We start from the raw sequence: 23,705 nt of genomic DNA on the forward strand, positions 1-23,705 counted from the left end.
TCAGGTACGTCCGATGGCATGGGGCGGTCGATGGATCAGCGGCAGGCTGACGATAAAGCGCGACCCACCCCCCGTCGCATCCTCATAACGTACCGAGCCGCCATGCAGGCGCACGATATCGCGCACGATGGCGAGACCGAGTCCGGCGCCGCCTTCCTGCCCGGCATGCGCGTCGCCGCGGAAGAAGCGTTCGAACAACTCCCCCTGCATTGCCTGTTGTACGCCCGGACCGTTGTCTTCGACTATCAGGTCGACGCACGGCCTGCGCGGCCCGAGTGTCGGCGTGGTGGTCGGGTAGGGTGTGGGAATTGGCAGGCGCTTCATCGTCGCCACCACGCTCACGGTCACGCGCCCACCGCGTGGCCGATGGGGCGGGACATACTTCAGCGCGTTATCGATCAGGTTGGCGACGATCTCCCTCAGCAGCACCGGATTGCCCCGGATCATCATCGGCTCGTGGGGCGGCTCGCTGCCGATACCGTCCGCGCGGCCCGCAATCGCATCGTCGTCGAGGGCATGGTCGAGCTCGGCGAGCGAGGGCTCGGGTTCGCCAGGCAATTGAATGCCGAGATCGATGCCTTTGTCCAAGGCGCGCGGCACCCATTCGGCACCCGTTTCGAACGCCAGCGCGCCAGCATCGATATCGACGAAACGGGCGATCTGTTCGTTCGGATCCGCTCGCGCGAGGGAGAGCAACTGGTTCGACAGACGCACCGCGCGGTCGGCCGATGCACGTACCTCGACGATTGCCTGTTTGATTCGTTCGGGGTCCTTTGCGGTGCCCGCCTGATCCGCATGCAGTTTGACGGCAGTCAGCGGCGTGCGCAATTGATGGGCCGCATCGGCGATGAATTTGCGCTGCGCATCGAGCGCCTGGCCCAGGCGTTCGAGCAAGGCGTTCAGGGCGCTGGTCAGCGGTCGAATCTCGACCGGAACGTCGGTCTCGTCGACCGGCTCGAGCGACATATGGGTCTGACGATTCAAGGTATCGGCGAGAACCGTCAGTGGGAGCAACTGCTGATTGACGACGCGCCAGACGATCAGCCAGCCGGCGAATAGCAACAGCAGCAGCGGTGTCATGATGGCGATCAGGAACTCCGCCGCGAGGCGCAGGCGTCGCTCGATACGCTGCCCCACCTCGACCACGGCACTATGGCCATCAGGCTGGGCGACGATGACCTGCGCGATTCGGACATCGGTGCCGAGAAAGCGGGCGTCGAAGACGGTCGCGTTATGGATATGCACGATGCCAGCGCCGACGCTCGGGAGATCGGCATTGCCTGCCAACTCGGTCCCGTCGCGCCGGATGCGGTAAACAAGCTGATCCACCGGGTCCGAGAACATCGCCTCGGCAAGCGGTGGAACGGTCCGCGTGGCATCGTCGCCGGAAATTCGGATCTGTTGGGCCACGGCATTCGCCAGGTCGACCAAAGAGCGATCGACGACATGGGCCGTGTATTGCCAGGCCAGCCAATAGGCAAACGTGCCGCTTGCAAGCGCGAGAATCGATAGCGGGCCGGCAAGCCGCCGCAGCATGGTCTGGCGCAAGCTCGAGACGCGCGGTGCCGGTGCAGGCGTGGACGCACGATCGGCAGGGAACGACGCGACAGCTTTATGCCCGGAGGAGGGGGGCGTCGAGGGGCGCCGTGTATCGTCGGCGGGTCCGTGCGATAGTTCGGATGCCGAAGCGATGCCGGTCGTACGCTCGTCGGCCTGGGCCCCGGCTTGGGTGTCGGGGCCGTGCGCGTGTTGCGCGCCATGCAGCGGGTTATGCGGCGTGCTGTGACGCGCGCGGTGGTCGTCGACGCTGTCGGAGGCGCGGTCCGTCATCGGCATTCCTTCAGGTGCGTACGGCCGGCGAGCCATCGCCGTCGTCCTTTATGCGCCTGGCGGCGCGGATGACGGTGTGAACGCGGCCGGGTAGGGCTCAGCTACGGATTTCCTGCAGCAGATAACCGAAGCCGCGAACGGTCACGATCTCGACGCGGCAGTGTTCGAGCTTTTTCCGCACGCGGTGGACGTACACTTCGATCGCCGTGTCGCCGAGGTCACCGCCGAAATGCGTCAGGTGATCCTGAAGCTGCGCCTTGCTGACGACGCGACCATGACGCAGGAGCAGCAGTTCCAGCACGGCGAATTCACGCGGCGAGAGCTCCACCGGTTTGTCGTCGTTGAAAATCCGCCGATCGACGCCGGACAGGCGCAAGCCGCCGAGCGAGACTTCCGGACGGGGCGCGTCCTGCTGCGGGCCGCTGCGACGTGCCACGGCACGAATGCGCGCCTCGAGCTCGGCGAGTTCGAATGGTTTGACGATATAGTCGTCGGCACCGCTCGTCAAACCCTGAACGCGATCGTGCAGCTCGTCGCGCGCGGTCAGGATGATGACCGGCGTATGGCGGTTCGTCTGACGGAAACGATTCAGCAGCGTCATGCCGTCGATACCGGGCAGGCCGAGATCGAGGATGATCAGGTCATGCCGATTTTGCGTCAGGGCGTGTTCGGCAAAGATGCCGTCATGGACCATGTCCACGACGAAGCCTGCCTGTTCGAGACTGCTTTGGATACCGCGCGCGATTGGCCGATCGTCTTCGACTAGAAGGAGTCTCATCGTTTATGCTCTATTAAGGCAAAAGGGGATGCGTACCACCGCACCACGTTTCGCGATCGGCATGGGTATCGCGCCATTGCAAACGCGATGCCGATGCCGACGCATTGGAGGGGACTGTGCGCCGAGATTGCGCGCCGCAGCGACTACACCAGACGCAGGGAAGAAGCGAAGATGGAACTGTCCGTGATCCAGATCGAGTCCGCGATCAATTTCTGGCGCAACCGTTCGCCCGCGACGGGAGATGAATTGCGCCTCTGCCCACAAGCCAGCGCCTTGAGCGGCGCCTACGCGCACATGATCTACGAGCGTCGTTCCTCGATTCTGCTGGATGAACTGGCGCCGGCTGCGCGCGCGGCCTGGTGCGACTACCGCGCAAGCACCGATACCGCTTGATGGCCGCGAGGCGACACGCCGCGCCTGCGCGCCACGGGAGATGCGGGGCATCGCGTCGTGGTGTGCTGCAGGGCGTGCGAACGGCGGCATCAGGTCTCTGACAATCGGGTAGGGTCGATAAAAAATGGGTCGCGCTGGCCCGGAGGCATGTGCGGAGGTACTGACATAACGTCGTGCAACCGCAAACGGTTGACGGGGGCCGACAGTGAACTTCCTACACGGGGCTTTCTTTCTATAGTGCGACGGTTCGCTTAAAGCTGACTTAAAAGGCGGTAAGGTTCGCCGCACCGTTATATTGCATTCCATGACGGCGTCGCGCCCCTCGACGTGGAGTGGACGGGGCGCGGCACAGGCTGCGGCTCAGTTCGCGATACGCGCGGCCTTGTCGATGAAATGCGCGAGCGTCTCGTCGTGCGTGGTCAGACCGTTCGCATCGTGCGTCGATAGTGTGACATCGACCACATTCCAGCTGTTGGACCATTCCGGGTGGTGATTCATCTGTTCCGCTTTCAGCGCAACGCGCGTCATGAAACTGAAGGCGGCGTTGAAATCGGCAAATTGGTAGCGCTTGCGGATCGCATCGCGGCCAGCGGTTGGAGCCCACCCGCTCGCCGCCAGTGCGGCGCGAGCGTCTGTCGAAAGCAGTTCCGGCATGATGATCGTCGTAGTCCCGTTCGTTAGAATCGTATCGTGGGTCCGTCTGCGCATAAGAGCTGGAGCGGTCGCGCGGCGCCGCCGAACCCTCTAGGCATTGTTCCATAAAACAGTGCGTATCGTGCTGCCGCCAATGCGCGGAATGCGCGTTTGAGCCATTCGATATACGGCGCCCGTTTCCGTGCGACGCTATGGCGTGAGCCGTCCATGACAGCATGGACCGCATTCGCGCTATCATGCGAGAACCATGCATGAAACCTCTCCTTTACGCGGGATTGCACGATGATCGAGTTGGACCATTTCGATTTGGCGCTGTTGGATGTGCTGCAGCGCCAGGGGCGTGCAACGCACCAGCAATTGGGCGAACAGGTACCGCTATCGCCTTCGCAGATCGGGCGTCGATTGCAACGCCTCGAGTCGATCGGCGTCATCGACGGCTATCAGGTGGTGTTGCGTCCGGAGGCTTTACAGCTAAGCGTGATGGCGTTCACCAGTTTGAAGCTGAAGCATCAGAATGATTTGAGTATCGAGCAATTTCAGCAGGCCGTGGATCAACTGCCCGAAGTGCTCGAATGCCATGCGGTGGTCGGCGACGCGGATTACCTTTTGCGGATCGTTGCGCCCGATTTGAACACGCTGTCGAACTTTGTAATGAAAAAGCTGATGTTAGTGCCGGGTGTCGATAACGTCCGTTCCCATATTGTGTTGAAGGCGCTGAAACGCAGCGGACCTTTGCCCCTTGACCATCTAAAGTAGAAAAGGATCCTTCGTTATGACGTGCCTAGGGTAAATGCTATCTTGTTGCTGCGGCCCGCACTCAGTACACTTCATCTCAGATTGCAGCACAGCATTTGTGGTGGAGAACGAGGAGACAATAGGTACTCAGTACCAAATAAAAAACGAAGCGCCATCGGATTGCCGATGGCGCTTTTATTTTGTGCTCCGCATTTGTTGCACGGTGTGGCAGGGTAGTGCGGCCTTGCGACGGCTGTGGAGAGAAGGTGAGGCCCATTCGGCGCCGCAATCACCGTGATCGTTTTGCCGTCCGCGCTTACGCTAATTTTTTGTAGTTCCCGAACCGTTGGCGCGGTTCCGTCGCGCTACTAGCGCGACTGTCGGGAATATCCTACGTATCTAATGTCTCGTGGCCGCTGGAATACCGATGCTAATCAAGTGTTTAGCCGGATATGCTAGTATTTGTGCCATCGCTGGCGGTTTCATCGATCCCATTTTGGATGGTTTGACGTCCCTATCTGCCTCGGCGCCGTGCCGAGAAGACGCGCGGACGTGGGGTTCATTCGAGTGCAATGTTTCACGTGAAACATTGTGCGGATGTCCGTGAAAACGCGGGGGCCGCCGTTCCACGTGCGGCGCGATGTTCCACGTGAAACATTGATCGATGGGCCGGTGTATCGCATGCACGGTTCATGGCTTGGTCTCTGACCTCCGTCTCAGCCGATGTCGTGAGCGACATGCATTCCGCGTCACCACTGCGGTCTTAATTCGATCACATTCATCCAAGGCGTATAATCGCGCCCTTGGTCGACCGCCGCCAGGCGTCGGTCGACATCCATTGTCTAGAAAGAGGTCGGCGCCAAGGCGCTTGATAACAATGCAATTTCCGAGCGAATTCGATGTCATCGTAGTCGGTGGGGGACATGCCGGCACGGAAGCCGCACTGGCTGCGGCGAGAATGGGCTGCAAAACGTTGTTGTTGACCCATAACATCGAGACGCTCGGTCAGATGAGCTGCAATCCGTCGATTGGCGGTATCGGCAAAGGCCATCTGGTAAAGGAAATCGACGCCCTCGGTGGGGCCATGGCCGCTGCCACCGACGAATCCGGCATTCAATTCCGCATTCTGAACTCCTCGAAAGGCCCCGCTGTCCGGGCGACGCGTGCCCAGGCGGACCGGCTGCTCTACAAGCAGGCCATTCGCTCGCGTCTCGAGAATCAGCCGAATCTATGGCTTTTCCAGCAAGCTGTCGACGATCTGATGGTGGAAGGGGACAAAGTCGTCGGCGCGGTGACGCAGATAGGCTTGAAATTCAAGGCTAAGTCCGTCGTATTGACCGCTGGAACGTTCCTCGACGGAAAGATTCACGTCGGCCTCAATAACTACACCGGCGGTCGCGCTGGCGACCCCGCTGCCGTCTCCCTGTCGGCGCGATTGAAAGAGCTGAAGCTTCCGCAGGGGCGTTTGAAGACCGGAACACCACCGCGGATCGATGGTCGTACCATCGATTTTTCGAAGCTGGAAATGCAGCCCGGTGATGCCGATCCCGTACCCGTGTTTTCTTTCCTGGGGCGGGTGGAACAACACCCTGAGCAGATGCCGTGCTGGGTAACCCATACAAACCAGCGCACGCACGATATCATCCGCGCCGGCCTTGATCGTTCGCCGATGTACACCGGAGTGATCGAAGGGGTAGGTCCGCGCTATTGCCCGTCGATCGAGGACAAGATCCATCGCTTCGCGTCGAAGGATTCGCACCAGATTTATCTGGAGCCGGAAGGCCTGACGACGAACGAGTTTTACCCGAATGGTATCTCGACCAGCCTGCCGTTCGACGTGCAGTTGGACCTTGTCCACTCGATGCTCGGGATGGAAAACGCGCATATTCTGCGGCCTGGCTATGCCATCGAATACGATTATTTCGACCCGCGCGGCCTGAAGGCCTCGCTCGAAACGAAGGCGATTCACGGACTGTTCTTCGCCGGGCAGATCAATGGCACGACCGGATATGAAGAAGCGGCTGCGCAGGGCCTTCTGGCTGGCTTGAATGCAGGCCGTCATGCGCAGGGCAAGGAAGCATGGGTGCCACGCCGTGACCAGGCCTATCTGGGCGTCCTGGTGGACGATCTTGTCACGCGCGGGGTGTCGGAACCCTATCGAATGTTCACGAGTCGTGCCGAGTACCGTTTGAGCCTGCGGGAAGACAATGCCGATTTGCGGCTGACCGAGATCGGGCGCGAGCTGGGATTGGTCGATGATGTGCGCTGGGCCGCATTCGAAGCCAAGCGCGACGCCATTTCACGTGAAACGACGCGTCTGGAAAAGACCTGGGTGACGCCCAAAACGCTGCCGGCGGACGCCGCGATCGCGTTGCTGGGCAAGGCCATCGATCATGAATATAGCCTGGCCGAGCTGTTGCGACGTCCCGCGGTGCACTACAGCGCCCTGATCGCGCTCGGCGCCCAGGGCGTCGCGCAAGCGGCTCCGGAGCAGGCATTGGCAACGGATCCCGTGTTATTGGCCCAGATCGAGGAGCAGGTCGAAATCGGCATCAAGTACCGTGGCTATATTGAGCGGCAAAGCGGCGAAATCGCGCGCAACGATGCCCATGAGAACACGCGTCTGCCGGAGGATCTGGATTACCGTGAGGTGCGTGGTTTGTCCTTTGAGGTGTCGCAGAAGCTGAACAGCCATCGTCCGGAAACCATTGGCCAGGCATCGCGGATATCCGGCGTGACCCCGGCCGCCATTTCCTTGTTGATGGTGCACATGAAGAAGCGTGGTGGTCGGAGTGTTGTCGGAACCGATGTGTCTTCGACGTCGGCGACCGTTGCAACCGGTGCGTCGGTGGGTGAGGCGTGATGGATCGTGCGCAATCCCCGAAGGGCGGCGGTAGCTTGCCGCAGGGCAGTGTCGCGGCACGAATCGCACTCGACGCCGCGCAGATGGGCATCTCGGTTGATGATGTCCAAGCCGAAAACCTCGCCGCGTATATCGGCTTGCTGTCGAAGTGGAACCGCGTCTATAACCTGACGGCGATTCGCGACCCGGAACAGATGCGGGTGCAGCACGTGCTCGATTCGCTTTCCTTGCTGCCGCATCTGGACGCAGCTCGGGTGGGCTCGGTTATCGACGTCGGCACCGGCGGCGGCACGCCGGGCCTGATCCTGGCGATCATGCGCCCCGACTGGCGCATCACGTTGAACGATATCGTTCAGAAAAAGATCGCCTTTCTGACACAGGTCAAGAGCACGCTCCAGTTGGGAAACGTCGAGGTCATCAACGCACGGGTCGAGGAAGTAAAGTCGGAAACGGGCTTTGACGCCGTGACATCCCGGGCCTTTGCGGACCTCTCAGATTTCGCGCGATGGGCGGGTCACCTTGTCGCTCCGGAAGGGGCGATGTACGCGATGAAAGGGCTGCAGCCCGATGACGAGATAGCGCGCCTGCCGGCGGGCGCCGCGGTGCGGGCCATCACACCGTTGACGGTGCCACATCTCGCCGCGGAGCGACATTTGGTTGTGGTGACGTTTGCGTCGCCGGAATCGATTATCAGTGAGGCATCACGGTAATTCGCTCGGCGAATGCGCGAGAGTGCTTCGCCTTGAGCGCCGCACGCTGTAAGATTCGGTGCGCAAAGGGCAGATGGGTAGCCTGAAAACCACGATGTTTCACGTGAAACAATCGCCTGACGCCGATAAGCGATGCAGGTGCGCCACCGCTGCCAGACCAATATCAGGTGCGTGGTGGGCCCATATCGTTAGGCGAATGGAACACTGGCATGTTGGCGGTCGATGCGGTGTAATGCGAAAGCAGCATGCCGATGCGATCGTCGCCGAGCAGGAAGAGGAAAGATGACACAGATATTTTGCGTGGCAAACCAGAAGGGTGGGGTAGGAAAGACGACGACAGCCGTCAATTTGGCGGCGAGTCTTGCTTCGCAAAATCAACGCGTGTTGCTGGTCGATCTGGATCCGCAGGGCAATGCGACGATGGGCAGTGGCGTCGACAAGCAGGCACTGGTCCACACGATCTACCAGGTACTGATCGGCGACATACCCATCGCGGATACCATCGTTCCGGCCGGCGACACCGGTTATGACATGGTGCCGGCCAACCGCGAGTTAGCGGGTGCCGAAGTCGATCTCGTCGACGTCGAGCGTCGCGAGCGCCGACTGCGCGAGGCGTTGGAATCCGTGCAGTCCCGCTACGACTACATCCTGATCGATTGTCCACCGGCGTTGTCGCTGCTGACATTGAACGGCCTGGTGTCGGCACATGGCGTTATCATTCCGATGCAGTGCGAATACTTCGCCTTGGAAGGACTGTCCGATCTGGTCAATACGATCAAGCAAGTGCATGCCAATCTGAACCGCGATTTGAAGATCATCGGTTTGCTTCGGGTGATGTTCGATCCGCGGATTACGCTGCAACAGCAAGTTTCCGAACAGCTGAAGCAGCACTTTGGCGACAAGGTATTTGATACCGTGATTCCGCGAAATGTGCGTTTGGCCGAGGCGCCGAGTTATGGCCTGCCGGGCACCACATTCGATCCGAGCTCCCGGGGTGCGCAAGCCTACACCCAGTTCGGCGAAGAAATGATCCGTCGGCACGGAAAGACCGCGGTAGGGAATACGGCCAGCACGTCGTCCAAGGGGGCTACTGCCTCGAGCGACGAGGCCGCACAAGGCGCCGCCATGAGCAATGAAACCGGTACCGCAGGAGCACTATGAAACCGACGGTCGCAAAAAAGAAAGGTTTGGGACGCGGGCTTGAAACGCTGCTGGGTGGTAACGCCGATATCGCCGATGCGATGCAACGCGAAGCACATCCCAGCACCATGCCGTTGCGCCAATTGGTGCCGGGCAAATACCAGCCGCGCACGCGGATGGACGAAGGCGCACTGCAGGATCTCGCGGCCAGTATCCGTGCCCAGGGATTGATGCAGCCGATCCTGGTTCGTCCGATCGGCGGCGATATCTACGAGATCATCGCGGGTGAGCGTCGCTTCCGCGCCGCGAATCTGGCCGGCCTCAGTGAAGTACCGGTTCTGGTGAAGGACGTTCCCGATCAAGCGGCTGCCGCGATGGCGCTGATCGAGAACATCCAACGTGAAGACCTGAATCCGCTCGAAGAAGCGCAGGGCATTCAGCGACTGCTCGACGAATTTTCCTTTACGCACGAGCAAGCCGCGGAATCGGTAGGGCGCTCCCGTAGCGCGGTATCGAATCTGCTGCGCTTGCTCAATCTGGCCGCGCCGGTCCAGACGATGCTGCTGGCCGGCGATCTCGACATGGGCCATGCCCGCGCATTGCTGTCGGTCGATGCCGGCACACAAGTTGCCTTGGCAAATCAAATCGTGAATCGACGCCTGTCGGTGCGCGAGGCGGAGAAACTCGTCGCGCTGACAGCGCAGGACGACAAGGGCTCGCCCAAAGCCCCCAAGGCACGCAAATCTCGCGATTTGTCACGTCTTGAGGACGAGCTGGCCGATTTGCTGTCCGCCTCCGTCGACATCAAGGTTGGTAGAGGCGGGCGGGGCCAGCTGAAGATCGATTTCGGCAGCCTGGATGCATTGGAAGGTATCATCGTCCGGCTGCGACAACCGATGCCGGAAGAAGGCACCGCATCGCGCTGAGCGCTTTCCTGGGTGAACCGAGCGGGATATAGGCGCACAGTCTGAATTCCTGTCGAGGCGTGCGACGTCCTGGTCGTGGAGCATGGCGGAAGATGCGTGCATTACGCTATAAGCACGTGTCAAACAAGCGAATGTCTGAAACTGCCGACATGCGGCAATACGTCGCAAGGGCGCAATCGGCCAAACGTTTACTCTTGCCCCTCGCTGCGTCCCTTACCATGCGCAGTAGGGCGAATAATGGCGCGAATTCGGGCCGGATCGGGTTGACGTGTCGCAGCATTGGCAGTGCTTGTCGGATGAGGCCTCTTAGGGCACGCGAGGCGGGAAAAACCAAGCGTTTTTCCGGAATCGCAAGACAGGGGCCAGGCGGCGATAATCGCTTGAATCGCCTGAGATAATCGCTTACAATCGCCCGGATTTATCTGTCAGCCAGGTCTATTCGAAAGCGTGCTGAAAGCCGCGGGAGTGCAAGTGTATGGTTGGAACGGCGGATGACGCCGGCGCGCAAAAGACGCGCGACGCGGGCAGCGCGCCTTCCCACCGGACCGAACGTGGCGAGTCGTCTATGACGGCCGAGCACGACTCCTCGGGGCGAAGCGCCCACCGCAGCGATGTTTCCGTTTCCGCCTCATCCGAGTTCGACAGCCCCGGGGTTGTCACCGAGGATTGGGATGATTGGCAGGAAACCCCGCCGCCGGTGGTGCCACTCACGCGAGAGCAGGCACAACAGTTGTTCGGGCCCGATGTCGGGCGTCCGTCGCGGGTCACCCCGCTGCGGGTGGTGCTTGCGCAGATTGCGTTGACGATCGTCGCGGCCTGCGTGGCGGCGGTCCTGAGCGCCAATGCAACGGCGGCGGCACTGTCGGCGTTGATCGGCGGGATGATCTGCTGGATTCCGGGCGGTGCCTTCGCCGCGTATCTGCGCCGTCGCGGGCGCGATTCGGTGGGCGTCTGGATGTTGGCTGAAGGGGTCAAGTTGGGACTGACGATCGCGATGTTTATCGCGGTCGCGGTGTTGTACCGGGAAGTGCGGTGGTTGCCGTTGCTCCTGACCTATGTGTTGGCGCTGAAGACTTATTGGCTCGCGCTGGCATGGCGGTAAGTGGCAGGTTGCAAGACCTGCAGGACGGCATGTCGGGAGAACCGGCGCGCCGGACCGACGTAACGTGGCACCGTGTCGCCGTACCCTGCCATCAGTAGGCGCTGCCCGCTGCTTGGCTGTCCGAATTCTTAAAATTGGTGCTTTAATCCTATGGCTGCTGGATCCGAAACTGCGCTGACGCCTTCTGAATATATTGCGCACCATCTGCAAAACTTTGCGACGGGCCATCAGCACAAGCTGATCGATTTCTCGATCATCAACATCGACACGATGTTCTGGTCGATCGTCGCTGGCGTCATCACGATGACGCTGCTGATCTCGTCGGCACGCCGTGCATCGCCGGGCGTGCCGACGCGTTTCCAGTGCCTGATCGAAATGCTGGTCGAGATGGTCGAAGATCAGTCGAAGTCGATCGTTCACGGTGACCGCCGCTTCATCGCGCCGCTGGCCCTGATGGTTTTCGTCTGGGTCGCACTGATGAACTCGTTCGACTTGATCCCGGTCGATCTGCCGAGCCACGTTATTAGCTGGATCGGATTGAGCGGCGTCGTCAGCCATCACCGTATCGTTCCCACCGCCGACCTGAACGCCACGATGGGTATGTCCCTCGGCGTGCTGATCCTGATGCTGTACTACAGCGTCAAGATCAAGGGTGCCGGCGGCTGGGGTAAGGAATTGATCAGTGCACCGTTCGGCAATCACTTTGTCCTGTGGATCCCGAACCTGGCACTGAACATCATCGAATACGTTGCACGGACCGTGTCGCTGGGCATGCGGCTGTTCGGCAATATGTATGCGGGCGAGCTGCTGTTCCTGCTGATCGCTTTGCTGGGCAGCATCTGGCACTTCGACGCAAGTGCCGGCGTGCTGGGCTTCGTCGGCAACGTGGTGGCCGGTAGCGTCTGGGCGATCTTCCACATCCTGATCGTCTTGCTGCAAGCCTTCATTTTCATGATGTTGACGCTGGTGTATCTTGGCCAGGCTCACGATAAACATTGATCGGACTCTTTGCGGAATCGATCGCGTTTTTCACCATTAGTCGTTATTTATCCCGTTTTTAAGACTTTTCCACAGGAGTAACCATGCAAGCTTTCATCGCCAACATCCAGGGTTTCACCGCAATCGCCATCGGCATCATCATTGGCCTGGGTGCGATTGGCGCCTGTATCGGCATCGGCCTGATGGGCGGCAAGTACATCGAAGCTTGCGCGCGTCAGCCGGAACTGATCAACCCGCTGCAAACGAAGATGTTCCTGTTGGCTGGTCTGATCGACGCAGCATTCCTGATCGGCGTGGGTATCGCAATGCTGTTCGCTTTCGCGAACCCGCTGCTGACGGCCCTGGGCGGTGCAGGCGCGTAATCGCGTCGCTTGACGTCCAGTGGAGGATGGCGCCTAAGTAGGCGGCGGCGTCGGCATGACGGACCCGTTGCCCACTGCCAGGCGATTTCGATCCTGCGTTGGCCGCCGCGTTAGCGGCACCCCGCTCCACTCCGCCGGCGACGCCGCCGGGAACCGCCGTCAGGCGGCTCTCCGGCCCGTCGATGGGAGGGGCGGCGGCAAGTGGTAACCCAGGTATCGGGCGCGGCGGTAGCAGCGGCAGCGCGTTCTCCAGTCCGGTGCAGTACTCGTAAAGGAAACACAGTGAATCTCAACGCAACCCTGATTGCGCAGTTGATCGTGTTCCTGATCCTTGCGTGGTTCACGATGAAATTCGTGTGGCCGCCGCTGATCAAGGCGCTCGACGAACGCGCGAGAAAGATCGCCGACGGCCTGGCCGCCGCCGAAAAGGGCAAGGCCGACCTCGCCGATGCGCAGAAGCGTATCGACAAGTCGTTGGCGGAAGCACGCGACCAAGGTCAAAGCCGCATCGCCGACGCAGAAAAGCGTGCGCAGCAGGCAGCCGACGAAATCAAGGCGAAGGCGGAAGCCGACGCTGCTCGGATCATCGCTACGGCGAAGGCCGAGGCGGATCAGCAGATCGCGCGTGCCCGTGAAACGCTGCGTGGTGAAGTCGCCGTCCTGGCAGTCAAGGGCGCCGAGCAGATCCTGCGCCGTGAGATCGATGCCAATGCTCACGCCGACCTGCTGAACCAACTGAAGGCCGAGCTCTGATCATGGCTGAACTCGCGACAATCGCCCGCCCCTACGCCGAAGCCGCTTTCGACGTCGCGCGCGCACCAGCCGAAGCTGGCCAGGGCGCCGTGTCCACCGAAGCCTGGTTGACGCAACTGCAGGCGCTGGCGCAAGTGGCCAGCCAACCTGAAGTCCGCTCGCTGACGAATGATCCGAAGATCAGCCGTGCGCAGCTGTTCGAGCTGCTCGCTGGTAGCGCCGGCGTGACGCTGGATGCACCGGTGCGCAACTTCGCGCAGATGTTGGTCGACAATCGCCGCATCGCGTTGCTGCCGGAGATTGCCGCGCAGTTCGAAGCGTTGAAGCACGCCAGCGAAGGCATTTCCGATGCCGTGATCACCAGCGCATTCCCGCTCTCGGGCGCGGCGTTGACGGATCTGGTGACGGTGCTGGAAAAGAAGTTCGGACGCAAGCTGCAAGCACAGGTCGTTGTCGACCCGGCGCTCATCGGTGGCGTCAGTGTGGCGGTTGGGGATGAAGTGCTCGATACGTCGGTGCGTGCGCGCCTGACGCGGATGCAGGCCACGCTGGCCGCGTAATCCGCTGCGACAGCACTGACTGAGTTCGCGCCCCAGGGTTTCGCAGCAATGCGGCCCCGGGGCGCGAACGCGCTGATGCCGTCGGTGATAAGACCGACATGAAGCCGATAGCAGGCAATGGGTCTGCCGGCGGCAAAGAATTGACTATCAGGAGCAGCAAAATGCAACTCAACCCATCTGAGATCAGCGAGCTGATCAAGACCCGTATCCAGGGTCTGGAAGCGGGCGCGGATCTGCAAAATCAGGGCACCGTGATCTCGGTGAGCGACGGCATCGTGCGTATCCACGGCCTGTCGAACGTGACGCAAGGTGAAATGCTCGAATTCCCGGGCAACATCTTCGGCCTGGCGTTGAACCTGGAACGCGACTCCGTTGGCGCGGTCATTCTGGGTGAATACGACAGCATCTCCGAAGGCGACACCGTGAAGTGCACGGGACGTCAGTTGGATGTGCCGGTGGGTCCGGAACTGCTGGGCCGTGTCGTCGACACGCTCGGTAACCCGATCGACGGCAAGGGCCCGATCGCGACGCAAACGCGCGACGCCATCGAAAAGATCGCGCCGGGCGTGATCTGGCGCCAAGGCGTGGACCAGCCGCTGGCAACGGGCATCAAGGCGATCGACGCCATGGTGCCGGTCGGCCGCGGTCAGCGCGAGTTGATCATCGGCGACCGTCAGACCGGCAAGACCGCGGTGGCGATCGACGCGATCATCAACCAGAAGGGCAAGGGCGTGAAGTGTATCTACGTCGCCATCGGTCAGAAGGCGTCGTCGATCACGAACATCGTGCGCAAGCTGGAAGAAACCGGCGCGTTGGAATACACGACCGTCGTCGCTGCGATGGCGTCGGCTCCGGCCGCGATGCAATACCTGGCGCCGTACGCCGGTTGCACGATGGGCGAATACTTCCGCGACCGTGGTGAAGACGCGCTGATCATCTATGATGATCTGACGAAGCAAGCCTTCGCGTATCGCCAAATCTCGCTGCTGCTGCGCCGTCCGCCGGGCCGTGAAGCCTATCCGGGCGACGTGTTCTATCTGCACTCGCGCCTGTTGGAGCGTGCGGCACGCGTGTCGGCCGACTACGTCGAGAAGTTCACGAACGGCGCCGTCAAGGGCAAGACCGGTTCGCTGACGGCACTGCCGATCATCGAAACGCAAGCAGGCGACGTGACGGCATTCGTGCCGACCAACGTGATCTCGATCACCGACGGCCAGATATTCCTGGAAACGGACCTGTTCAACGCCGGCGTCCGCCCCGCGATCAACGCCGGTATTTCGGTGTCGCGTGTGGGTGGTGCGGCGCAGACGAAGGTCGTCAAGAAGCTGTCCGGCGGTATCCGTACCGATCTGGCGCAGTACCGCGAATTGGCTGCGTTCGCGCAGTTCGCCTCGGATCTGGACGAAGTGACCCGTCGCCAGCTCGAGCGCGGCCGTCGCGTGACCGAACTACTGAAGCAGCCGCAGTACCAGCCATTGCAAGTCTGGGAAATGGCCGTCGAACTGTTCGCCGCGAACAACGGCTATCTGGACGACATCGATGTCGCGAAGGTGCTGTCGTTCGGCAAGAATCTGCGTGAGAGCCTGAAGGCGAACAAGGCAGATCTGATCGGTCGCATCGAAGACAAGAAGGAACTGACGAAGGACGACGAGCCGTTGCTGCATGCGGCGGTCAAGGACTTCAAGCAGTCCGGCGCTTACTGACACGTTGCGGGTTAAACCGGCAGCGCAGTGCGGCATGCGTCTGCAGTGAACGACAGGCATGCAAAGCGTTGGACGCATCGACCGAAGCGAGCGATGTGTCCGACGCCTGGTTCCCCCCGGACAGCACGGTGATGCCGGTACCGACAGGAGTTGAGCAATGGCTGGAATGAAGGAAATCCGCGGCAAGATCAAGAGCGTGCAAAACACGCGCAAGATCACCAAGGCGATGGAAATGGTCGCCGCGTCGAAGATGCGCAAGGCGCAGGAGCGCATGCGCGCATCGCGTCCGTACGCGGACCGCGTACGTGACATCGTCGCGCACCTGACCGAGGCGAATCCGGAGTATCGCCATCCGTTCATGTCGCGTCCGACGAATGCGAAGCGCGCTGGCCTGATCCTGATCACGACGGACAAGGGTCTGTGCGGCAGCATGAACACGAACATCCTGCGCCTGGCGCTCGCGAAGTTCCGCGAGAACGAGGCAAAGGGCATCACGCTGGAAGCGACGGCGATCGGCGGCAAAGGCGCCGGTTTCCTGAACCGCCTGAAGGCGAAGATCGTGTCGCAGGCGACGCATCTGGGCGATACGCCGCATCTGGACAAGCTGATCGGTACGATCAAGGTTCAGATGGACGCGTATGCGGCCGGTGAGTTGGACGCGGTGTACCTCGGGTACACGCGGTTCATCAATGCGATGAAGCAGGAAGCGGTGTTGGAGCAGTTGTTGCCGTTGCCGGAAATCACCCGCAGCGCTGAACAGCGCGCCGACCATCCGTGGGACTACATCTACGAACCGGACGCGCAAACGGTCATCGACGACCTGCTGACGCGATACGTCGAAGCATTGGTGTACCAAGGCGTGGCAGAAAACATGGCGTCCGAGCAGTCGGCGCGGATGGTCGCGATGAAGGCGGCTTCCGACAATGCGAAGACGGTGATCCGCGAAATGCAGCTGATCTATAACAAGAGTCGGCAAGCAGCGATCACGAAGGAATTGTCGGAAATCGTCAGCGGCGCCGCGGCTGTCTGACCCACGCACGAATCAGAGCATCTAAAGGAAAATCGATGAGTACCGCGATTGAAAGTGGGACTGCCGCAGTCGGCAAAATCGTTCAGTGCATCGGCGCGGTCGTCGACGTGGAATTTCCGCGCGACCAGTTGCCGAAGATCTTCGACGCACTCGTGCTGGAAGGTAGCGAGCTGACGTTGGAAGTGCAGCAACAGCTGGGCGACGGCGTGGTCCGCACGATCTGCCTGGGTTCGGCCGACGGCCTGCGCCGTGGCCTGGCCATCAAGAACACCGGCAAGCCGATCACGGTGCCGGTGGGTGCGGCAACGCTGGGTCGTATCATGGACGTGCTGGGCCGTCCGATCGACGAAGCGGGCCCGATCTCGCACGAATTCACCCGTGAGATCCACCAATTGGCCCCGGCGTTCGACGAGCTGGCTCCGTCGACCGAACTGCTGGAAACCGGCATCAAGGTCATCGACCTGATCTGCCCGTTCGTGAAGGGCGGTAAGGTGGGTCTGTTCGGCGGCGCCGGCGTTGGCAAGACCGTCAACATGATGGAATTGATCAACAACATCGCCAAGGCGCACGGTGGTTACTCCGTGTTTGCCGGCGTGGGCGAGCGTACCCGTGAGGGCAACGACTTCTACCACGAAATGAAGGACTCGAACGTCCTGGATAAGGTCGCGCTGGTCTACGGTCAGATGAACGAGCCGCCGGGCAACCGTCTGCGCGTGGCATTGACCGGCCTGACGATGGCCGAGCAGTTCCGTGACGAAGGTCGTGACGTGCTGTTCTTCGTCGACAACATCTACCGGTTCACGCTGGCTGGTACGGAAGTGTCGGCACTGCTGGGTCGTATGCCGTCGGCAGTGGGTTATCAGCCGACGCTGGCCGAAGAAATGGGCCGTTTGCAAGAGCGGATCACGTCGACGAAGAAGGGCTCGATCACTTCGGTGCAAGCCGTGTACGTGCCTGCCGATGACTTGACCGACCCGTCGCCGGCGACCACGTTCGGTCACTTGGACGCCACGGTCGTGTTGTCGCGTGATATCGCTTCGCTGGGTATCTATCCGGCCGTCGATCCGCTGGATTCGACGTCGCGTCAGATCGACCCGCTGGTCATCGGTCAGGAGCACTACTCGGTCACCCGTCGCGTTCAGCAAACGCTGCAACGCTACAAGGAATTGCGCGACATCATCGCGATTCTGGGTATGGACGAGCTGTCGCCGGAAGACAAGCAAGCCGTGGCACGCGCTCGTAAGATCCAACGTTTCATGTCGCAGCCGTTCCACGTCGCCGAAGTCTTCACGGGCGCGCCGGGTAAGCTGGTCTCAATGAAGGACACGATCAAGGGCTTCAAGATGATCGTCGACGGCGAGTGCGATCACCTGCCGGAGCAGGCGTTCTACATGGTTGGCGCGATCGAGGAAGCCCACGAAAAAGCGTCGAAGATGTAATACGACGCGCATCGTTTAGCAGGGCACTTTCGGGTGTCTCCGATAAACGATGCAGGGCGAACGGTGGGCGGCGCGTGGCGCCGTTCCAAGCCGCTCGGCGTCCTGAATGCCGTCACGGCATAGGGGAGCGTTCGAGCGCGGAATGGGGGCCCTGCGCCGCCCACACGATCAGGAATCGATATGGCAACCATCAAAGTAGACGTCGTCAGCGTGGAAGGCGAGATTTTCTCGGGACAGGCGAAGTTTGTCGCACTGCCGGGCGAATCGGGTGAGCTGGGCATTTTGCCGGGCCACACGCCGTTGATCACGCGTATTCGTCCCGGTGCAGTGCGCATCGAGGCGGAGAACGGTCAGGAAGAATTCGTCTTCGTCGCCGGGGGTATCCTCGACATCCAGCCGAATGGCGTCACGGTGCTGGCCGATACGGCTATCCGTGGCAAGGATCTCGACGAAGCGAAGGCAGAAGAAGCACGTCGCGCAGCGGAAGAAGCGTTGGCAAATGGTGGATCGGATCTGCAATACGCTGCAGCACAGGCCGAGCTGGCCGCTGCGGTGGCGCAATTGACCGCCATTCAGCAACTGCGTCGTCGCCGGAATTAAGCGTGTGACAGTGCGCCGTGTTCGGCGCACTCACGGAGCCGCATCCTGTCGCAGGATGCGGCTTTTTTCATTCTGGCGGCGCGGGGAAAAGGCGAGGAACGTCGCCGCGAACGGCGGCTCGCGCCAGAGCGCGGAGCAAAAAAAAAGCGGGCATGGCGCCCGCTTAAAACCACACGCTACGGGGTTAGCGCGAGGAGACCACTTGGGATACACATCGGGGCGTGCAGCATGTGGCTGCGATCCATGTCGTACCCGGCCAATCCTGCCCGGGATCTGCGTACATCGTAAAGGCCGCAGGCTATACACGATGGAATGACAAGGCGATGCCGCTGCGACGGCGAAGCACCTTGTAACCCGGTGATGCTTCCCATCAGGCGCTGTGCGAAACAAAACAGCGCCGTGAAACGCGGTGGCGAGAGGTAAGATCACCCAATCGCCCACGCTTGCGGCACTCCCGCCCGAATGCGACGATATCAACGCTGCATACCTGATCGGCGCGACTGCGATGCATTGCATGTCGCTAACATTCCGATGAAACCGGTAGGTCAACCGATGTATCGGTTGCGCACACCGTCAGGTAGGCTGCGTTGCTACCGTTGAAACCATTCTGGGCCATCGATAAGGAGATCACGGTAACAAAGTGTATCCGGTTGTAACGAGAGTGCGCTTAATAATCAGATACTTAGACTTAATTGTTAGGGTGACGATGCAGGCGCGCCGCGCGTGTTTCGGCAAGCACGACGGAGTGTCTGCCCCATTGGCAAGGGTGCCGTTGTTGTAAATCGTCGCGCTGACGCTATGCTTTTGTATCCGCCACCGGGTCGCCGTGCGGAGTGCCGAATTCGTCGGCGTATTTCCGGCGGAAGGTAACAGTCTGTCACCACATCACCGATTGGCAATGCGCACTAAGACTGGGCTGCGCTGTGTCGGAATGCATCCAATCGGTGCGCTGCGTGGCCGGGACGATGTCCGTACCGCGGTGGGTCCGGTAGAATGCCGCTTTTGTCTCGTGCGGCGTTCGCATCGCAGGCTCTGCAATTCCAATCTTCCGCCTAGCCGTCCCGCACGGTTCTTGCGATTCGCACTTACAGGTTCCGATGTCCATGCACTCGTCCGATACGTCCGCCGTGGCCCCGCTGGCCAACGATACCTTTTTGCGCGCATTGCTCCGCCAACCCACAGATTACACGCCGATCTGGTTGATGCGCCAGGCGGGCCGCTACCTGCCCGAATACAATGCGACACGCGCTCGCGCCGGGAGTTTCCTGGGGCTGGCGAAGAATCCGGACTACGCAACGGAAGTCACCTTGCAGCCCCTCGAGCGTTATCCGCTCGACGCGGCGATTTTGTTCTCGGACATCCTGACGATTCCCGACGCGATGGGTCTGGGTTTGACCTTCGCCCAGGGGGAAGGCCCGCAGTTCGCCAAGCCGGTGCGTACCGAGGCCGATGTCGCGGCGCTGCGCGTACCCGACATCGACGAAACGCTCGGCTATGTCACCGGCGCGGTATCGAGTATCCGTCGGGCGCTGATCGATGGCCAAGGTCGCCAGCGCGTGCCGCTGATCGGTTTCTCGGGCAGCCCGTGGACGCTCGCCTGTTACATGGTGGAGGGCCGTGGATCGACCGACTTCCGCAACGTGAAGACGATGCTGTATGCGCGACCGGATCTGATGCATCAAATCCTGACGGTGAATGCCGATGCGGTGATCGCGTATCTGAATGCGCAGATCCGTGCCGGCGCACAAGCCGCCATGATCTTCGATACCTGGGGTGGCGCGCTCGCCGACGGCGCGTATCAGACGTTCTCGCTGGCCTACATCAAGCGCATCGTCGCCGGCTTGATTCGCGAGCATGAGGGCCGCAAAGTGCCGGTGATCGCCTTCACGAAGGGCGGCGGCCTGTGGCTGGAAGCGATGGCGGAGACCGGGGTCGATGCACTGGGCCTGGACTGGACGGTCGACCCGCGCGCGGCGCGGGCACGGGTGGGACAGCACGTCGCCTTGCAGGGCAGTCTGGATCCGAATATCCTCTTTGCCCCGCCGGAAACTATTCGCGCAGAGGCGCGGTCGCTGTTGGATGCCTACGGCAGTGCACCGGGCCACGTGTTCAATCTCGGACACGGCATATCGCAGTTTACGCCGCCGGACCATGTGATTGCCCTGGTGGACGAAGTGCATACCTATAGCCGCCAACAGCGCGTTGGGTGATCATTTTTCGCCTGTCAAGGCTTGACTTATGCACAAAATCGGCCCCCCCTCAAGGGCCGAGGATCATAAGGAAAACCCCGGGTCTCAATCCGGTCGATTCCGTTGGAATGCGTGTTTATTCATGAGCTTATCGAGAACTTTCTTAGCTGATTTCTCATGGCGAACGGGGTTCCGGAACGTGATTCTGGCATGACGTTCGCATGACAACGCGCGCTTTCTCCACAAAGTTATCCACAGCATGACGTCAGCTTGAAAACGACTTTGTAAACCGGGATTTAGCGTTGAAATCGATGTTCCACTTTAACTCCGGAAAGCCCTCGCAAAACACAGTGCGCGGCACCGGGTTGGGGACAACATTCGGGGACACCGCCGGAGTGACGGAGCAAGGCGGCGATGCCGAGGTTTTTACCCTGACCTCGAACGGCCAACGCGACGACGCGAACGATACCGGGACCGAGGGGCGCGACGGCATCGACCGTGCCGATGATCTGTACGTCCGGGTCGCATTGGACCAGCCGATCCCGGCACTCTTTGACTATCGTTACCGCCCCGAGCAATTCGGCGGTGTGATCCCGGTACCCGGGACGTTGGTCTGGGTCCCGTTTGGAAAAAGGCGGAATGCCGGCATCGTCTGGGCCGTCGTCGCGCAGACGGAGGTGCCGCTGAAGCGCTTGAAGTCGGTGGAGGCACTGTGTGACGATTGCCCGCCGCTGGGCGCCGATTGGCGGGCGCTGATCGCCTTCGCGGCCGGGTATTACCAGCGCGGCATCGGCGAGGTCGCGTTGCCGGCCCTACCCCAGGGCCTGCGCGATCCGTCGCGATGGGGGCATTTACTGCCGCGCGAGATCGTCTATGCGCTGCGCGGCGATGTACCGGAAGCGTACGCGCGTCTGGATGCCGACGTTCCAAAGCGCGCTGCGGCGCTGCGCCGTCTGGTGGAGGCCCTGGCACTCGGACCGCTGAGTTTGCCCACGGCCCGGCGCTTGCACCCGCGTGCCGCGGCCCAGTTGGATGCATGGTGCGCGTCCGGCCTGTTGCGGCGCGACGAAGTCGACATCAATGCCGGCGCCGGGCTGTCCGCCGCCGGCGATGCCGTCCCCGCGACCCGCATTCTCAGCGCCGAGCAGCAGGAAGCCGTCACGCAGATCGATGCCGCCTCATTGGCCGGCGGCTTCGCGCCGTTTCTGCTGCATGGCGTAACCGGCAGCGGCAAGACCGAGGTCTATCTGCAGACGCTCTCGCATCTGTTGGCACGCGCCCCCCAGGCACAGGCCCTGGTGCTCGTCCCGGAAATCAATCTGACGCCCCAGTTCGACGCGCTGTTTCGCCGCCGTTTCGCGCATCTGGGCGATGGCGCGGTGGCCACCTTGCACAGCGGCCTCGCCGACGGCGAGCGGACGCGTCACTGGCTCGCGGCCCATCTGGGGCGCGCGCGCATCGTGCTCGGGACGCGGCTGGCGGTCATGGCCTCCTTTACCCGCTTGGCGATGATCGTCGTCGACGAGGAACACGAGGCCGCTTACAAACAGCAGGAAGGGCTGCGTTACTCGGCGCGTGATCTGGCTGTCTGGCGCGCGAAGCAACTGGGTGTGCCGATCGTGCTCGGCTCGGCCACGCCGTCGCTCGAAAGTTGGTCGCAGGCCGAGCAGGGGCGTTATCGGCGGCTATCGATGACAACGCGGCCGGCGACCGCGGCACGGGCGGCGCAGGTGGTCATCGCGCCGCCCGACGCAGCACCAACCGCTAACGCACCAACCGACGCTGCCCCGCGCGACGCCGCCCCGCCCGATGCCGCGCCGGGCGTACCGCAGCCGCACGTGCTGCCGCGCGTGACCTTGATCGACACGGAGTTGGAACGGCAGCGCAAGCGTCCGAGTATCGATGGCTTCAGTGCGCCGCTGGTGGCGGCCTTGCGCAAGCGCTTGGAGCAGGGCGAACAGAGCCTGGTGTTTCTGAACCGTCGCGGTTATGCGCCGGTGCTGTCGTGCGATTCCTGCGGTTGGGTCAGCGGCTGCCCGCGTTGCAGCGCCTATCTGGTGCTGCATAAATTGGATCGCGCGCTGCGTTGCCATCACTGCGGCTGGCAGCAACGTATTCCGCCCGCCTGTCCGGAGTGCGGCAATGTCGATATCGCGCCGATGGGCCGCGGTACGCAACGCGCCGAGGAGACGCTTGCCGAACTGGTGCCCGGTGCGCGGGTGCTGCGCATCGATGCCGACAGTACGCGCAAGAAAGGCAGTGCCGCGGCCTTGTTCGCGAACGTTCACGCCGGGGATGTCGATATCCTCGTGGGCACGCATATGATCGCGAAGGGGCATGATTTCCAGCGGGTCAGTCTGGTGGGGGTGCTGAATGCCGACTCCGCGCTGTTCTCGCATGATTTTCGCGCGACCGAGCGGCTGTTTGCACAGCTGATGCAGGTGGCGGGACGCGCCGGCCGCGGCGGCCAGGGCGGCGATGTGCTGATCCAGACGCGCCATCCCACGCACCCGCTGTTTCAGGCGCTGACGCGGCACGACTATCCCGGCTTCGCCGCGGCATCGCTGACGGAGCGTCGCCAGGCGGGCTTGCCGCCATTCATCTACCAGGCCTTGCTGCGTGCCGAGGCGAAGACGCTCGAACAGGCGATGGCGTTTCTGCAGCGCGCCACCGCGCACTTCGATGCCGTCGTCGCCGACGCTGAAACCAAGGCAACGTCTGGCCACAGCGATGCGCACGAGGTGCACCGCTTCGATCCGGTGCCGATGGCGCTGGTGAAGATCGCCAACACATTCCGTGCGCAGTTGCTGATCGAGAGTGCCTCGCGGGCGGCGCTCCAACGCCTGCTGCCGGCGTGGCAACAGGCGCTGCGCGCCGACCAATCCGGCGTCGTACGCTGGGCCGTCGAAGTGGACCCGCTGGATATTTAAGGGGCGGCG

Annotated in this window: 19 protein-coding genes and 1 pseudogene; 17 read left to right on the forward strand and 3 right to left on the reverse strand. The window is 61.7% G+C overall.

The features are described 5' to 3' along the window. Together ABEG21_RS00655 and ABEG21_RS00660 are read right to left on the reverse strand one after the other, a co-directional pair. Positions 1-1,536: a sensor histidine kinase N-terminal domain-containing protein gene (locus tag ABEG21_RS00655; protein ID WP_347556838.1), complete on the reverse strand. Its 1,536-nt coding sequence runs from the start codon at positions 1,534-1,536 to the stop codon at positions 1-3. 391 nt (positions 1,537-1,927) lie between these two features. After that, a complete protein-coding gene (locus ABEG21_RS00660; RefSeq protein WP_347555384.1) occupies positions 1,928-2,608 on the reverse strand; it encodes a response regulator transcription factor in 681 nt (226 codons plus the stop codon). Between the two features lie 171 nt (positions 2,609-2,779). On the opposite strand from ABEG21_RS00660, the gene ABEG21_RS00665 reads away from it, so the two are divergent. Beyond that, positions 2,780-3,001: a DUF3717 domain-containing protein gene (locus ABEG21_RS00665; RefSeq protein WP_347555385.1), complete on the forward strand. Its 222-nt coding sequence runs from the start codon at positions 2,780-2,782 to the stop codon at positions 2,999-3,001. Positions 3,002-3,361: 360 nt separating this feature from the next. Here the strand turns inward: ABEG21_RS00665 and ABEG21_RS00670 are convergent, their stop codons facing one another. After that, positions 3,362-3,655 (reverse strand): 4a-hydroxytetrahydrobiopterin dehydratase, encoded by a 294-nt coding sequence (locus tag ABEG21_RS00670; RefSeq protein ID WP_347555386.1) that lies wholly within the window; start codon positions 3,653-3,655, stop codon positions 3,362-3,364. Between the two features lie 282 nt (positions 3,656-3,937). On the opposite strand from ABEG21_RS00670, the gene ABEG21_RS00675 reads away from it, so the two are divergent. The 16 genes and pseudogenes from ABEG21_RS00675 to priA all read left to right on the forward strand — a co-directional run bounded on the left by ABEG21_RS00675 (position 3,938) and on the right by priA (position 23,696). Further along, on the forward strand, positions 3,938-4,411 hold the full coding sequence (locus ABEG21_RS00675) for an Lrp/AsnC family transcriptional regulator (protein ID WP_347555387.1): 474 nt from the start codon (positions 3,938-3,940) through the stop codon (positions 4,409-4,411). 856 nt (positions 4,412-5,267) lie between these two features. After that, positions 5,268-7,253: a tRNA uridine-5-carboxymethylaminomethyl(34) synthesis enzyme MnmG gene (gene mnmG / locus ABEG21_RS00680; protein ID WP_347555388.1), complete on the forward strand. Its 1,986-nt coding sequence runs from the start codon at positions 5,268-5,270 to the stop codon at positions 7,251-7,253. Positions 7,254-7,336: 83 nt separating this feature from the next. After that, positions 7,337-7,963 (forward strand): 16S rRNA (guanine(527)-N(7))-methyltransferase RsmG, encoded by a 627-nt coding sequence (gene rsmG, locus ABEG21_RS00685; RefSeq protein WP_347556839.1) that lies wholly within the window; start codon positions 7,337-7,339, stop codon positions 7,961-7,963. A gap of 282 nt (positions 7,964-8,245) precedes the next feature. Next, positions 8,246-9,001, forward strand: a pseudogene (locus ABEG21_RS00690) (ParA family protein); the annotation flags it as partial. Between the two features lie 119 nt (positions 9,002-9,120). Continuing rightward, a complete protein-coding gene (locus ABEG21_RS00695) occupies positions 9,121-10,029 on the forward strand; it encodes a ParB/RepB/Spo0J family partition protein (protein WP_347555389.1) in 909 nt (302 codons plus the stop codon). A gap of 475 nt (positions 10,030-10,504) precedes the next feature. Beyond that, entirely contained in the window at positions 10,505-11,131 is a 627-nt protein-coding gene (locus ABEG21_RS00700; RefSeq protein WP_347555390.1) for an ATP synthase subunit I, read from the forward strand. Positions 11,132-11,281: 150 nt separating this feature from the next. Beyond that, entirely contained in the window at positions 11,282-12,130 is an 849-nt protein-coding gene (gene atpB, locus ABEG21_RS00705; RefSeq protein ID WP_347555391.1) for a F0F1 ATP synthase subunit A, read from the forward strand. An 83-nt stretch (positions 12,131-12,213) separates the two neighbouring features. Then, a complete protein-coding gene (atpE, locus tag ABEG21_RS00710; RefSeq protein WP_347555392.1) occupies positions 12,214-12,492 on the forward strand; it encodes a F0F1 ATP synthase subunit C in 279 nt (92 codons plus the stop codon). Between the two features lie 282 nt (positions 12,493-12,774). Continuing rightward, positions 12,775-13,245, forward strand: a complete 471-nt coding sequence (locus ABEG21_RS00715) for a F0F1 ATP synthase subunit B (protein WP_347555394.1) — start codon at positions 12,775-12,777, stop codon at positions 13,243-13,245. A 2-nt stretch (positions 13,246-13,247) separates the two neighbouring features. Then, positions 13,248-13,805: a F0F1 ATP synthase subunit delta gene (locus ABEG21_RS00720; RefSeq protein ID WP_347555395.1), complete on the forward strand. Its 558-nt coding sequence runs from the start codon at positions 13,248-13,250 to the stop codon at positions 13,803-13,805. Between the two features lie 161 nt (positions 13,806-13,966). Continuing rightward, complete coding sequence (atpA, locus tag ABEG21_RS00725; protein ID WP_347555396.1) at positions 13,967-15,508, forward strand: F0F1 ATP synthase subunit alpha; 1,542 nt, start codon at positions 13,967-13,969, stop codon at positions 15,506-15,508. A 157-nt stretch (positions 15,509-15,665) separates the two neighbouring features. Beyond that, entirely contained in the window at positions 15,666-16,538 is an 873-nt protein-coding gene (gene atpG / locus ABEG21_RS00730) for a F0F1 ATP synthase subunit gamma (protein WP_347555397.1), read from the forward strand. Positions 16,539-16,573: 35 nt separating this feature from the next. Then, positions 16,574-17,977, forward strand: coding sequence for a F0F1 ATP synthase subunit beta (gene atpD, locus ABEG21_RS00735; RefSeq protein ID WP_347555398.1), 1,404 nt, complete (start codon positions 16,574-16,576; stop codon positions 17,975-17,977). A gap of 180 nt (positions 17,978-18,157) precedes the next feature. Continuing rightward, complete coding sequence (locus tag ABEG21_RS00740; protein WP_347555399.1) at positions 18,158-18,577, forward strand: F0F1 ATP synthase subunit epsilon; 420 nt, start codon at positions 18,158-18,160, stop codon at positions 18,575-18,577. Between the two features lie 1,103 nt (positions 18,578-19,680). Continuing rightward, complete coding sequence (gene hemE, locus ABEG21_RS00745; protein WP_347555400.1) at positions 19,681-20,787, forward strand: uroporphyrinogen decarboxylase; 1,107 nt, start codon at positions 19,681-19,683, stop codon at positions 20,785-20,787. Between the two features lie 470 nt (positions 20,788-21,257). Continuing rightward, positions 21,258-23,696 (forward strand): primosomal protein N', encoded by a 2,439-nt coding sequence (gene priA, locus ABEG21_RS00750; protein ID WP_347556840.1) that lies wholly within the window; start codon positions 21,258-21,260, stop codon positions 23,694-23,696. The last annotated feature ends 9 nt before the right edge of the window (positions 23,697-23,705 follow it).

Origin of the sequence: Robbsia sp. KACC 23696 (assembly GCF_039852015.1) — a bacterium.
In the GTDB taxonomy this organism is placed as follows: Bacteria; Pseudomonadota; Gammaproteobacteria; order Burkholderiales; family Burkholderiaceae; genus Robbsia.

Bases quoted from the DNA above. Each gene is read 5' to 3' on its own strand.
- atpD (WP_347555398.1), top strand. From the start codon at position 16,574: ATGAGTACCGCGATTGAAAGTGGGACTGCCGCAGTCGGCAAAATCGTT.
- atpB (WP_347555391.1), top strand. From the start codon at position 11,282: ATGGCTGCTGGATCCGAAACTGCGCTGACGCCTTCTGAATATATTGCG.
- ABEG21_RS00740 (WP_347555399.1), top strand. From the start codon at position 18,158: ATGGCAACCATCAAAGTAGACGTCGTCAGCGTGGAAGGCGAGATTTTC.
- atpA (WP_347555396.1), top strand. From the start codon at position 13,967: ATGCAACTCAACCCATCTGAGATCAGCGAGCTGATCAAGACCCGTATC.
- ABEG21_RS00670 (WP_347555386.1), bottom strand. From the start codon at position 3,655: ATGCCGGAACTGCTTTCGACAGACGCTCGCGCCGCACTGGCGGCGAGC.
- atpG (WP_347555397.1), top strand. From the start codon at position 15,666: ATGGCTGGAATGAAGGAAATCCGCGGCAAGATCAAGAGCGTGCAAAAC.
- ABEG21_RS00655 (WP_347556838.1), bottom strand. From the start codon at position 1,536: ATGCTGCGGCGGCTTGCCGGCCCGCTATCGATTCTCGCGCTTGCAAGC.
- hemE (WP_347555400.1), top strand. From the start codon at position 19,681: ATGCACTCGTCCGATACGTCCGCCGTGGCCCCGCTGGCCAACGATACC.
- ABEG21_RS00665 (WP_347555385.1), top strand. From the start codon at position 2,780: ATGGAACTGTCCGTGATCCAGATCGAGTCCGCGATCAATTTCTGGCGC.
- ABEG21_RS00720 (WP_347555395.1), top strand. From the start codon at position 13,248: ATGGCTGAACTCGCGACAATCGCCCGCCCCTACGCCGAAGCCGCTTTC.
- ABEG21_RS00700 (WP_347555390.1), top strand. From the start codon at position 10,505: ATGGTTGGAACGGCGGATGACGCCGGCGCGCAAAAGACGCGCGACGCG.
- rsmG (WP_347556839.1), top strand. From the start codon at position 7,337: ATGGGCATCTCGGTTGATGATGTCCAAGCCGAAAACCTCGCCGCGTAT.
- ABEG21_RS00660 (WP_347555384.1), bottom strand. From the start codon at position 2,608: ATGAGACTCCTTCTAGTCGAAGACGATCGGCCAATCGCGCGCGGTATC.
- mnmG (WP_347555388.1), top strand. From the start codon at position 5,268: ATGCAATTTCCGAGCGAATTCGATGTCATCGTAGTCGGTGGGGGACAT.
- ABEG21_RS00695 (WP_347555389.1), top strand. From the start codon at position 9,121: ATGAAACCGACGGTCGCAAAAAAGAAAGGTTTGGGACGCGGGCTTGAA.
- atpE (WP_347555392.1), top strand. From the start codon at position 12,214: ATGCAAGCTTTCATCGCCAACATCCAGGGTTTCACCGCAATCGCCATC.
- ABEG21_RS00675 (WP_347555387.1), top strand. From the start codon at position 3,938: ATGATCGAGTTGGACCATTTCGATTTGGCGCTGTTGGATGTGCTGCAG.